At 36.4% G+C, this 12,599-nt stretch carries 14 protein-coding genes; 7 read left to right on the top strand and 7 right to left on the bottom strand.

Annotated elements, in window-relative coordinates:
- Positions 1–338 precede the first annotated feature (338 nt).
- Positions 339–2,054 (bottom strand): FG-GAP-like repeat-containing protein, encoded by a 1,716-nt coding sequence (locus tag L2586_RS00780; RefSeq protein WP_235290850.1) that lies wholly within the window; start codon positions 2,052–2,054, stop codon positions 339–341.
- Positions 2,055–2,341: 287 nt separating this feature from the next.
- Between L2586_RS00780 and L2586_RS00785 the strand changes: the two genes are divergently transcribed.
- Positions 2,342–3,364, top strand: coding sequence for an aldose epimerase family protein (locus L2586_RS00785; RefSeq protein WP_235290851.1), 1,023 nt, complete (start codon positions 2,342–2,344; stop codon positions 3,362–3,364).
- A gap of 73 nt (positions 3,365–3,437) precedes the next feature.
- On the opposite strand, the gene L2586_RS00790 is transcribed toward L2586_RS00785, so the two are convergent.
- From L2586_RS00790 to L2586_RS00815, 6 genes are all read right to left on the bottom strand, one after another.
- Positions 3,438–4,874 (bottom strand): dihydrolipoyl dehydrogenase family protein, encoded by a 1,437-nt coding sequence (locus tag L2586_RS00790; protein WP_235290852.1) that lies wholly within the window; start codon positions 4,872–4,874, stop codon positions 3,438–3,440.
- 164 nt (positions 4,875–5,038) lie between these two features.
- Complete coding sequence (locus tag L2586_RS00795) at positions 5,039–5,242, bottom strand: DUF5615 family PIN-like protein (protein ID WP_235290853.1); 204 nt, start codon at positions 5,240–5,242, stop codon at positions 5,039–5,041.
- Complete coding sequence (locus L2586_RS00800; protein WP_235290854.1) at positions 5,239–5,478, bottom strand: DUF433 domain-containing protein; 240 nt, start codon at positions 5,476–5,478, stop codon at positions 5,239–5,241. The genes L2586_RS00795 and L2586_RS00800 overlap by 4 nt, the downstream gene beginning before the upstream one ends.
- 171 nt (positions 5,479–5,649) lie before the next feature.
- Entirely contained in the window at positions 5,650–6,123 is a 474-nt protein-coding gene (locus L2586_RS00805) for a YbhB/YbcL family Raf kinase inhibitor-like protein (protein WP_235290855.1), read from the bottom strand.
- Positions 6,124–6,216: 93 nt separating this feature from the next.
- Positions 6,217–7,671, bottom strand: a complete 1,455-nt coding sequence (locus tag L2586_RS00810; RefSeq protein ID WP_235290856.1) for a hypothetical protein — start codon at positions 7,669–7,671, stop codon at positions 6,217–6,219.
- A 64-nt stretch (positions 7,672–7,735) separates the two neighbouring features.
- Positions 7,736–8,842 carry a TlpA family protein disulfide reductase gene (locus tag L2586_RS00815; protein WP_235290857.1) on the bottom strand — a complete coding sequence of 369 codons (1,107 nt, stop codon included), beginning with the start codon at positions 8,840–8,842 and terminating at the stop codon, positions 7,736–7,738.
- A 235-nt stretch (positions 8,843–9,077) separates the two neighbouring features.
- Here L2586_RS00815 and L2586_RS00820 point away from each other — a divergent pair, with 235 nt between their 5' ends.
- The 6 genes from L2586_RS00820 (at position 9,078) to L2586_RS00845 (ending at position 12,549) form a co-directional block, all read left to right on the top strand.
- Complete coding sequence (locus L2586_RS00820; RefSeq protein ID WP_235290858.1) at positions 9,078–9,464, top strand: hypothetical protein; 387 nt, start codon at positions 9,078–9,080, stop codon at positions 9,462–9,464.
- Positions 9,465–9,541: 77 nt separating this feature from the next.
- The gene (locus tag L2586_RS00825; protein WP_235290859.1) at positions 9,542–10,378 is read left to right on the top strand and encodes a helix-turn-helix domain-containing protein; all 837 of its coding nucleotides are present in this window, start codon (positions 9,542–9,544) and stop codon (positions 10,376–10,378) included.
- Positions 10,379–10,580: 202 nt separating this feature from the next.
- A complete protein-coding gene (locus L2586_RS00830; protein ID WP_235290860.1) occupies positions 10,581–10,898 on the top strand; it encodes an ArsR/SmtB family transcription factor in 318 nt (105 codons plus the stop codon).
- Between the two features lie 54 nt (positions 10,899–10,952).
- On the top strand, positions 10,953–11,408 hold the full coding sequence (locus tag L2586_RS00835) for a DUF6428 family protein (protein WP_235290861.1): 456 nt from the start codon (positions 10,953–10,955) through the stop codon (positions 11,406–11,408).
- 157 nt (positions 11,409–11,565) lie between these two features.
- Positions 11,566–12,054, top strand: a complete 489-nt coding sequence (locus tag L2586_RS00840) for a GNAT family N-acetyltransferase (RefSeq protein ID WP_235290862.1) — start codon at positions 11,566–11,568, stop codon at positions 12,052–12,054.
- A 126-nt stretch (positions 12,055–12,180) separates the two neighbouring features.
- The gene (locus L2586_RS00845; protein WP_235290863.1) at positions 12,181–12,549 is read left to right on the top strand and encodes a VOC family protein; all 369 of its coding nucleotides are present in this window, start codon (positions 12,181–12,183) and stop codon (positions 12,547–12,549) included.
- The last annotated feature ends 50 nt before the right edge of the window (positions 12,550–12,599 follow it).

Raw genomic sequence — 12,599 nt, forward strand, 5'->3', positions numbered from 1 at the left:
GTCAAAGATATATAAATTTGTTGTTAGTCTTGAGTCGTGAGTCTTGAGTTGTGAGTCTTAAGTCGTGAGTCTTAAGTCTTAAGTCCAGAGTCTTTCATGTTTTTGGAAAATTAGGACTTCAAACTTCAGTGTGAGAAATAATTTAATCTCGGGTTAAATCCCAAGGTCCTATGGACATTATTCTTTAAAAGGATGAGGATTAATAGATAAGACAAACTTGATTTTCACACTGTTAAAGGACCTTGTATTTAAGTACCTTAAATATTCCCACAATTTCAAAGCCTCACGGGATGTGATACCATGAAATTGTGGGTGAAAAATGCTAGAGGTCTAGCACACTAATCTATTTTTATAAATTTGACGATCTCATTCTTTACTTTTAAATAATAAATACCACTATTTAGGCTTGCAACATCAATAGAATAATTATTTACTTTTCCAGAATTTATTAATTTCCCTTCCGCATTAAAAATTGAAAACGGAAGGTTGTTCAGTTCTCTATTGATTAATAGCGAATACTTTGTTGGGTTTGGTGAAATCTCTAATGTTTCTTTAGGTAATGCGTTACTCACAGAAGATAAAGTAGTAACATAATCTCCCGCATGACTCGTTGAACCTTTATATCCATTGAATAGAATCGTGGAGCCATTGTAAGGAACTTCTAAGTCAAACACATTAATAAATGCAGAATCAGGACTTGCACCATTAAATTTCAACTGATAAGATAGTGCTGTTAAATCCAACATACCATCATTATTTACATCTGAAAGATATGCTCCATTAGTAAATGTGAATCCTTTAACTTCTATTGGGAAATTTTCAACTTCCTCCTGAGTTTCGACATGATAAGCATGAATGAATCCATTTCCATCTACACTTGTCTTCGAACCTGTGATAATCTCAAAATCTCCATCATCATCGACATCAGCAATAGAAATAACACCTTCTGATCCTGCATACCCTTGAATAGGAAAGCCATCCAATGCGTTGCCCTCATGGTCGTAACCTAATAGTATTCCACCTTCTACTAAATCAGAAGTGTAAGGTCTACCGTAAAAAACTTCTAAGTCACCATCACGATCTATATCACCTACAGCCGGAGTCGCATAAGTCCAGATGTTGTCATAATCTGGCCAATTTTTAAAGTATTCACCATCAGCACCAACTACGATGGTTCCAGGGATGTCGTTATGTCTTGCTGTTATGATTTCCATGTTGTCATCACCATCTAGATCTGCAAGAACTGGTGATTGATAAGAGAATTTAGCTCCTACTTCTTCTAGAGGAAATCCAGGAATAACTTGTCCTTCCGCATCAAAAACATACAGCGCAGTAGTAGAGCAAGTGACCAATTCCATAACGCCATCGCTATTAATATCCGCTACGGAAGGCGTAAAAGCTGGAGTACCAGGAACAGCAACTGGCCAGTTTTCACTGATTGAAACTGCTGAGTGATCTAAGGCATGAACCTGACCAGATGATCCAGAAATTCTTTCTGAAGCAATGATTTCTAACGGACCATCACCATTAATATCAGCAAGTGTGATTCCATTTAGAAAGAAATGATTGCTAAGATTTAGGGGCCACCCTTCTTGCAAGTTTCCTTTGTGATCGAAGAGATATACATTTCCAGTGACAGGAACACCATAAGTCTGAACTGCAATTTCTAAGTCGCCATCTAAGTCTATATCGGCGATAGCAGGTGGGAAATTAGATGTACCTTCTAGTTGATATGACCACAGAACTTGTCCCGCTGAACTGAGAACATAAAGTGTTTGGTTTAAGCAAACGGCTATTTCAGAAGTGCCATCATCATCGAGATCGGCAATAGATACATTTCTGAAATTTTTAAAACTAGGGTGCGCCAGAGAAATAAACGGGAATCCTTCTAATTGTGTGAAAGTTGACCTCGTCTGCGCCTGATGATCGAAAGGGATATTTAATTTCTTTACAGTAATATTTCCGTTTTCATCGATTTCGGCGACTCTAGTATCTTGCGCAATGGATACCATAGCAAATGTAATAAGCAATAAAAGTGTTGCAATTTGTTTCATTAGTGTGTATTGTTTAGTTAAAAAAGATTAATTCTACTATAAATTTTCCATATATAAATTTAGAAAAACTTTAAGAACTCTTCACTTAGGGGAAGCACTATTTTATGTAAAGATGTATTATATGTCTCTTTCACTTTGCATGAGGTGTAATCTCAAAAAACAAGTTAAGAATCTTTTTGAAATGCATTTGGTTAGGTTTATTTTTCAAAACTTAATCACTAAAGCACTATTCTTATGGGAAATTTCTAGTTTTATTTTTATTTCTATTAGCATGTAATTCGAATTCTGTGAATAAAATCAAAAGTGAAAAGTACGGCAATGCCCAGATATTTACCTTGTCCAACGATAATGGTTTAATGGTTAAGATCACCAATTACGGTGGAATTATCCAATCTATTTTGGTCCCAGATAAAAATGGGAAGGTCTCGGATATTACTATAGGATTTGATAGTTTGAGTGGATATGAACAGATCCATCCTTATTTTGGTGCGACCATTGGTAGGTATGGGAATAGAATTGGGAATGGGAAATACACACTAGAAGGCGAAGAATATAAATTGGCAACTAATAATGGTCCGAATCACCTTCATGGAGGGATTAAGGGTTTTGACAAGAGAGTGTGGAATGCAAAAGTAGAAGGAGAAGAATTAAAACTTTCCCTCCTTAGCAAGGATATGGAAGAGGGTTATCCAGGGAATCTTGAAGTGGAAGTGAAATTCAAATTAGATAATGACAATAAGTTACACATCGAATATACTGCAACAACAGATAAGGCTACGGTGATTAATCTGACGAACCATTCTTATTTTAATTTAGGAGGTGAGAGTACGATTTTGGATCATAAATTGAGAATCGATGCCGATAAAATGACAGCTATTGATGCTACATTAATACCTACAGGAGAACTTGCTGATGTGGATGGAACACCATTTGATTTTAGGTCAATGAAGGTTATCGGTAAGGATATTGAGCAAGATAACGAGCAATTGGTTAATGCAGGTGGATATGACCATAATTTTGTTTTGAATGCGCCGGATATAAATCATGTTTCGGCTGAAATATATCACGAAGGTTCTGGAAGATTTGTAAAAGTTTATACCGAAGAGCCAGGTATCCAGTTTTATTCAGGTAACTTCTTAAATGGAACACTGGAAGGTAAAAACGGAGAGATGATCAACAAGCATAAAGGAATGTGTCTAGAAACGCAGCACTTTCCAGATAGTCCTAACAAGGCAAATTTTCCAAGTACCGTCTTGAGGCCAGAAGATGTTTATCAAACGAAGACGATTTATGAGTTTGGTGTGAGGTAGTCATAAGTCTTGAGTCTTGAGTCCTAAGTCGGGAGTCGGAAGTCAGGAGTCTTGAGTCATAAGTCGTAATTTCTTAATGAAACAACCTGAAAGCTATTCTACCCAATTTAGTTTTGAACTCTGAACGCGCTGAAGAGATCACGCCTCTAATCGTTTTTTGATTAATTCTAGATTGAACAGGATAAGGGTAGACACGACTTTCGATTTTAGAAATAGGAATGCCCGCATGCTTTGCCAGTTGCATTTCCTGCAGAAGCTCCCCTGCAATAGGCGAAATCATACTTCCTGCGAGAAGTTTTCTACTTCGAACATTAGATTTGTTTTCCATCCACAAAGAAGTGTGGCCATATTGGTATTCTTGAATAATAGCTCTGTCGTCGTGATCGAAGGACTGGTCTTGACGGTAGTAACTGATCTTTTTTTCATCCATTTCCGGTTCGGTATATCCAAAATGTGCTACTTGTGGATCCGTGAATGTCACCCAGCTCAAGTCTTCTTTTGTGTTCTTGACTTTGAAAACAGGAATCAATAAGTTTCTCCAAAGCTGTCGAACCATCTTTTCCGCTCCATGAGAAAGCATGTACGTTCCAGCGGCATCTCCTATGGCATAAACCTTCGGATTGGTTGTCTGCATATATTCATCAACTTTGATCTTTCCTCTTTCCGTCAATTCTACACCTGCATTTTCAAGACCTAAGTTTTTAGTATTGACAACACGACCAATTGCCATTAATGCGGCATCAGCAGGAATTGATTTTGTAGAACCGTCTTTGAATTCAATATGTGCTTTCCCATCTGAAAATGATTTAACCGTCGCGTTACAGAATACATCGATGCCTTCTGCTTCGAATTGAGCTTGTAAAACCGCAGAAATCTTAGGTTGTTCTTTATCCAGGATTCGGTCACCACGATTTACGATGGTCACTTTGCTTCCGAGCCTTGCAAATGCCTGTCCCATTTCACATCCGATCGGTCCACCTCCAATAACTACAAAGTTTTCAGGTAGTTCTTCACAGTCGAAAAACAGCGTTTCATTCGTATACATTTTGATTTGATCAGCGCCTGGAATATCGATCATTCGCGGACTTGAACCAGTACAAAGTAATATGATCTTGGCTTCTAATTTTTTACCATTGACCTCAACTGTATTCTTCCCAGTTAGTTTGGCTTCGCCAATGATTACTTCATATCCTTGATTACGCAAAGCATCCGCATTTTCACCATCTCTTATTACCTTTTGCTTTTCGTGAACATACGAAAGTACCTTTTTCATGTCCGCCTTTCCCTCTATTTTTAATCCAAACTGGGTGGCCTTTTTAGCTTCGTGGAAGTGTTGAGCGATGTGTATAACTGCTTTGCTGGGAACGCAGCCATAATTGGTGCAATCTCCTCCGAAATGATCAGGATCTTTTTCTATCAAAACTGTTTTTAACCCAATGGTATTTGCTACACCCGAGTTTCCAAGTCCAGCACTTCCCGCGCCAATAACAATTACATCGTATTTTTCCATATAGAAAAGGTATTAAAGAAATAGGCTTAAAAGATAGTTATTAATGAGTTTTTTGTGACTTCAACAACATAATTGTGTGATATTTCTTCTAGATTATTACTGAAAATCTTTAATAAAACCTTTGTGCTCATATTTCTTGTTGAGATTAAAAGTAATTTATAAGGCTATAATTTGTTAAGGTATCTCTGATAAAAATCTGAATCTTTAGAAATGACAATTCTTGACTCTTTAATTGAGATTTCATTAATCTCTTGATCTGTTGTGGCAATTTTTTTCGGTAAATCAAGTGTGTGAATACTGTCAAAACCTTCATTTATTAAAAATTCAGACAGCTTTTTGGGAAGATGTGCATCAACTATAAATTTCATGCAACTAAACTGCTTATATTTTTTACTTTAGAAAGTTCCGCAGCAAATTGTAGGCTTGCCAATAGATCTTCCTCTTCTAAGTCTTCATAATCTTCCAATATCTCTTGGTGTGTCATTCCAGAAGCCAATAACTCTAAAATAAATTGAACCGGATATCTTAAACCTCTTACACAAGGTTTCCCATGACAAATATTTTGGTCAATGGTAATTCTAGATATGAAATTTTTAACTTCCAAGGCTAATGATTTTTTAATTCCTGATAGTTTAAAGTTAATCTATTTTAAACAGTATATCAATTATGTAAACGATATATAAACTGTTTTCAGTTCCTTTTTATAATGGGAGGTGAAAAAAATATCCCTAATTAAAAGAGTTTTTAATCTTGAATGGTTTTTCAAAGTATAAACCTAACGTCCATAATAACTTGTAATCGTAGACTTAGCTAAAATATGTGCATTAGCCATAAACATAATCATGGCTGGCTGCGTCCCATCTTCGATATCTAATTCCTCCGTGTCTAAAGCATAAACAGTGAAATGATAAGCGTGGGCAGGATCTCCTGGAGGAGGACACGCACCATCATAGCCTAGTTTGTTGTAATCATTTAAGCCTTGCACAGCATTTTCTGGATATTCCTCGATTCCAGATTCAAATTCAGTTATGCTTGCTGGTATATTAGCAATACACCAATGCCACCATCCACTTACGGTAGGTGCATCAGGATCATAACAGATCACCAAAAAGCTCTTTGTTCCTTCAGGAGCATTTTCCCATTTTAAATGAGGAGATAAATTTTCGCCGCCTGCTCCGAATTCATCGAAAACATGTTTTTTAGTCATTTGACTCTGAAGGTCGTTACTTGATAATGTGAAATTTTTCATTTTAAATGTTGTTATGAAGTTTCAAATGTTATTGTCCGAAGGTAGGATGTAAAATTGACAATCAAAAAAGAAATACCGTCATTATTCTGCGTTTCATTTCCCATCTTGTGCTTTCGTAATAACAGCAATCCAGCCACCTTTGTAGGGAGCATTAATGGAGATTATTTCTCCTCCTTTTAGCTTTCCTCTACCTTTAGGAAGCCAAATTCCCTCCGTAATACTAATCCAATCGATCTGAAAGTCATTTTCAGTTCCCGAAAGATCAAGACTGACTTCACCGTCGTATGGAAAGTAAAGAACATAATTTTCTCCCGGTACAGCTGCGAGATATGCTTCATTCGCTTCTCGATCAGAAAGTAATTCCATATGGGGCGAAACATCCCATAATTTAATTTTACGCTCTAGCAATCGGGCTGCTTTTATACTCGCAATTGCTCGGTCATTCAGCCCATTTCCTGCATCAGGTCGGTGAAACCTGGAACTTGCAGAACCTGCCAGAATATTCCTCCAGAATCGTTCAACCCCATCCTCCAGGCCGCCAGTTCCAAAGGCTTTATAGCCTCCGCCGTAGATTTTCGTGTGGTTACTCGGTCTCGGATGTTTTTCATTTACTTTCTTAAGGAGGTATAACAACTCATTCCAGTGATCATCACCAAAATTTCGGCTATTAACTTGAGAGATATCTGCAAATTGGTAGTGTTCCGCATCTTCAAAAATGACTGCACTTTTAGTCGCTTTTTCTCCTAGGTAAGCATCGTCAAACATATCCGTGACATAGACTTGAACACCATTTCGCTTAGCTTCTTTCTGGATGAAATCAATCCAGTATCGTCCCCATTCTGGAGCCGTAGTCGTTTCATTGTTCATGCAATAAAGGACATGGTTATATTTAAGCGTATATGACAGCATTTTGCTAACGAAAGCTTCTTGAAAAGCTCGAATTAAATCTAGTTTTTCGGTGTACAATTTCATTCCTGGGATCGTATGGAAGAAAGGTTGCTTGTCTCTTGACGGATGTTGAGGATACTTTTCGTCAAATCCTACTTCTTCATAAGTGTAATTATTATTGAGTCTTGGATTCCATGGACTGATTTCCCAAAACGTCTTTGAATAATCAAAGCGATCCCACACTTCTATTTGCACGATAATATCTCTTTCTTTGGTCCAATTCAACATTTTTTCGAACCGATCCCAGTAGTCATCATTCCATTTATTGAGATCGAAAGTGCCATCACTTAGTAGTTGATAAGGTTTTAGGTCTAGCCCTTCTCGTTGACTCATTGTATTTCGGAGGTAATTCCCTCCGATTGCCTGAATTTCATCTAGATGTTCTAACAAATTATCCGCTAAGAAAAGGTGATCGGTCTTGCTGCCACCTAGAAGCAGAACGGGTTCTCCTTGGTATTGCCAATAAGTGACATTTTGTGTCCAGGGTTGGAGGCCTGCCGCATTGTTACTTGGTAAAATTTGTGCAATAGAGTGTGCGCAGCTTGCTAAGATTAGAAACAATAAAATTTTAATTCGAATGCTATGAAACTTGCTAATCATGTAGGTTGTGTTTAGCCCGAATATAAGTATCCTTTGGTTAAATGTAGAATGAAGTAATGTTTCATTATTCTTGCAATAACATATTTCGTTCTCTTAAAAGCTTAGCAAAAAAAGTGTGCGCTTCTATTTTGCTTCCATCCGATCTGTATAAAATTGCATTGTTTTTATCTAAAATGATATAGGTGGGGAAAGTTGTGATTTGTAATTTTCTGATAAGCGCTTCTTTACCTAATTCTATATGCTTTATCTGTAGTGGGAGTAAATTTTCAATATAGTATTCTTCTGATTCCTTTAGTTTTCCAGATTGGTAAGTCAAATAAGTCTTTAGATCAAAATCTTCTTTAACCCTAAGCTCATTCATTTTTATTAATTTAGGGTTTTCGGCTTTGCAAGGTCCACACCAATATCCACCGAAATATAAGACTGTTAACTTGTCTGATACGTGGAATGAGGTGTCAATATAAGTGTTAGGTTTATATCCATAAATTTTGCTTTCTTTCTTTTGACTTGCGAGATTTATAGTCCGATTTTCTTTATCGTAATCAACAAACGAATAAACAACAGAATCATTAGATGAAAAATCTTCTGCTATTTTGTAATAGTATACCAAGTCATTAAAGTTAAATGCTATCGAGTCAGATACTGCAATGGAAGCTCCCATGTGATAAGGCCAAATCGTAATGTGTTTTTGTAATTCAGGAACATATCCATATTGAAAATGACTTAATTTGAATTTTAGAAATTGGTCATTGACATTAAGGTATTCAACACTTGCGCTTAGATAGCTACTTTCCTGCTTATGCTGAAAATTTAAAATTAGTGTGTCTAATTCAGAAAAGGCTTTGTTTTTAAGCTTATTGCTATTAATAATTTCAATCTTTTTCTCTTTACTAATTGGGTCAAGATAGCTGTACATATAAATTGGTCTGTACAATTCCTGTATGGCAGAATCTAGATAGGGGAACATACTATTTACTTTTAGAACATATCGATGTTGTACTGAATTTTTGGATTCTATATTTTGCTCGATTTCTGCTGGTAAGCTGTCGGCGATAGGTTGAATATATGTCAAAAAAGATGTTGAAATAAAAGTATCTGTTAAGGCAATTTGATGTTGACCTTGAAGAAGTGTGAAGTTTAGTAATAAGAAAATTGCTAAGACATTTTTCATTTGAATTATTGCTGAATAGTAATTGAAATTAGAATCTTTTTGGTCAATGTCTAGTTAGCTTTTAAATCTTGATCTCTACTTATAACGAAAAATCTTGCTGTTAATTTTTACAATATAACTTTATCAAAATTGGCCTGGTGTAAAATTGACATTTCGAAAGGAAGTTTTGCTATTCTTTTAAGCCTTTCTTCGCTGCATCTTTGCAGTATTAAATAACGAATTAAAAATTTATAAAATGAAATACATTAAATTATTTACCCTTTTAGCTGTTTTATTTATAGGAACAAACTTACAAGCACAGACGTCTGAAAAAGATGTAACGATTATCGAATTGACTCAAGTAGAAGGAGAATTTGAAACAAACAATCTTTCATTGACGCCAGGAAAATATCAGTTTAGAATTGTGAACAAAGATGTTGACAAAGATTTAGGATTTGTGATTCAGAAAGCAGAAGATGCAGGAAAAGATGTGATGAAAACGGCATTAAAAGATTCATTTTCTTCGGAATTAGTGAAAAAAGGAGAAGCGCAATACACAGGAGTTGTAAATCTAACTTCTGGAAGTTATGTATATAGCTGTCCACTTAACCCGACACCACATTATAAGATAGAAGTAAAATAGGTTTTGTTAGAGCGTTTTTTAAACTTGAAAAGAATCGCAGCTGTTAGAGTTGTGATTCTTTTCTAATTTTATATGATATGATCTACACCCATTCAGATTCCAAAATTGATTCCATCCTTCATCTAATAAAAGAGGAAACTGCTTTTGGGAAAAAAGTACTTCGGAATTCCGACGCCTTGTTAACGATAGTCTGGAACAGAGGAAAAGCTCAAGAAGCAATTATAGATGATGTAAGTTATAATTTTCCTGCTCAGACGATTTTGCCATTGATGGCGAATAATACCTTTGAATTTTCTAATGCCGAAGACTTGATCGTGTGGCAGTTCAATAGGGAATTCTACTGTATCGTAGATCATGATAAAGAGGTTAGTTGTGCTGGATTTTTGTTTTATGGTAATAGAGAATTGTTGTTTATCGAATTAGATCATACCTATCAGAAGAAATTGGATGGTTTGGTTCAGATATTTGAAGATGAGTTTGAAGAAAGCGATAATATTCAAGGTGAAATGCTAAGAATGCTTTTGAAAAGGTTGATAATTCTGACCACTAGGATCGGCAAGCAGCAATTTATTCCGGATGATATTGTTGATACGGAATCGGATTTGATAAGGTCATTCAATATGCTCGTGGAAAACAATTTTCGGGAGATGCACCAAGTTCAGGATTATGCAGAATTGTTGAACAAGTCTCCTAAGTCATTGACCAATTTATTCGCAAGGTACAATAACATGCCACCGCTTCAGGTCATTAAAAATAGGATTGTAATCGAATCAAAGCGCCTGCTTCGATTTTCAGATAAGTCCTCTAAAGAAATATCTTTCGAACTAGGATTCGAAGATCCCGCAAGTTTCAGTCGCTTCTTTAAAAATCAAGTAGGCATCTCTCCGACGGCTTTTCAGAAGCAGTACCTGTAGGGAATTTGTGAGCTCATAGGATCACTGATGGTCTCACATGGAGTGAGGCTATCAAGTGATGCGTTTTGAAACCGCGCAAGTCCATACGATCATTAAATGCGATACAAAGATCTTGCTCTTCAATAATTAAAAAATGAGAAATTTTAAACAAAAGGTAGATTTATTAGTTAATTAATCGTAATATTACGATAAGTTAAAAATTATGGGTACTTCGAAAACAGAAAAATTTACCAAAGAGCAGAACGAAATTGCTTCGATCGCCAAGACTTTAGGACATCCTGCACGAATTGCTATACTCCAACATTTAGTAAAAGTGAATTCATGCATTTGCGGTGATATAGTAGATGAAATAGGATTGTCACAGTCGACTATATCTCAACATTTAAAGGAACTGAAACGAGAGGGAATTATTAAAGGCGAAGTAGAAGGCAGGAAGGTTTGCTACTGTATTAATACGGAAAGGCTAGATATTGTTAGTACCATTTTTAACGGAATGTTTAAACGTTTTTCTTGCTGCTAATTCATTAAGTTGAAGTGCAGTTATTTTAAAAATTTGAATTAAAATTAAAGAGTTATGAAGATCAATGAATTAAAAGATATCCTGAATCAGAACACAGAAATTGCTTTCGAATTGCCAGATGGAACTTTGGTGCCGTCACATTTTCATGTAACAGAAGTTGGAAAGGTAAGCAAGCATTTTATTGATTGCGGTGGTAAAATTCGAAATGAGGAAGTTGCAAACTTACAATTATGGAATGCTGATGATTACGACCATAGACTTCACCCGGAAAAGATGTTGAAGATCGTTGAGCTTTCTCAAGAAAAGTTAGCGATTGGTAATCTAGATATTGAAGTAGAGTATCAAGGGGAAACGATCGGGAAATATGGTTTGGACTTTAATGGAAAACATTTTATATTGACGAATAAATTTACTGATTGTCTAGCGAAAGAGGAATGTGGCGTACCGGCTTTTGATCTTTCGAATATGGCGGCAAGTAATTCTTGCACACCAGGCGGAGGTTGCTGTTAATTCCTGATGTTAGCGTTTTCCGCGATGACATCAGTGTTTTGAGAAAAGATCTAACATCGCTTGGAGCGCTGTCAGATCGAGGCAGTTGCTGTCAGATTGATTGCCTTGATGTTAGCGCTTTCCGCGATGACATCAATGATTTTAACAATGGTAATTAATGGAGTTTAAAGAAATCAATGAGACAAATTATTCCCAAGTTGCGTCGATATACTTAGAAGGGATTGCAACAGGAATGGCAACTTTTGAGACAAGTGCGCCAGAATGGAAGAATTGGGATAAAGGACACTTACCATTCGGAAGGATAGCACTTTATGAAAATGAAAAAATGCTTGGTTGGGGCAGTTTGTCTCCAGTTTCAAGTCGATGTGTCTACGGAGGAGTTGCAGAAGTAAGTGTTTATGTTGGGCAAGATGCAAGAGGGCAGGGCGTGGGTAGGCGAATTCTTGAGCAATTGGTTAAGATCAGTGAAGAAAATGGATTGTGGACATTGCAGTCTGGAATTATGCGCGAGAATATTGGTAGTATAAATTTGCATATAAAGTGTGGTTTTAGAGAAATTGGTTTTCGGGAAAAAGTTTCCCAACTGAATGGCGATTGGAAAGACAATGTACTCATGGAGCGACGGAGTAAAGTAGTAGGCGTATGATGTTAGCGCTTTCCGCGATGACATCAATGCTGCTAGCAAAGATCTAACATCGCTTGGAGCGCTGTCAGATCGAGGAAGTTGCTGTCAGATATAAATCACCATCAGATCAAGTAAAATAGGCAAGTAATGAATTATAAAAGCAAAAGTATTCGCTCATTCATAGGAGCTAAGGATTTCGAAGAATCCAGACAATTCTACACAGAATTAGGGTTCTCCGAAATTCCTATTTCGCATAATATGGTCGTATTTAAGGTCAATGAAGATTTAGCTTTTTACTTGCAGAAAGCTTATGTCAAAGATTGGATCGATAACTCCATGCTTTTTTTAGAAGTTGAAGATTTAGATGCTTGTTTTGAGGACGTTAAAGCTAGAAACCTTACAGAGAAGTATGACAAAGTAAGGCTTTCGGAGATTCAAGTCTTAGAATGGGGTAGGGAGTTTTTCCTACATGATCCAAGTGGTATTCTATGGCATTTCGGCAGCTTTAATTCCTGATGTTATCGCTTTCCCCTGATGTTATCGCTTTCCGCGATGACATCAATGGT

Origin of the sequence: Portibacter lacus (assembly GCF_021533215.1) — a bacterium.
GTDB lineage: Bacteria > Bacteroidota > Bacteroidia > Chitinophagales > Saprospiraceae > Portibacter > Portibacter lacus.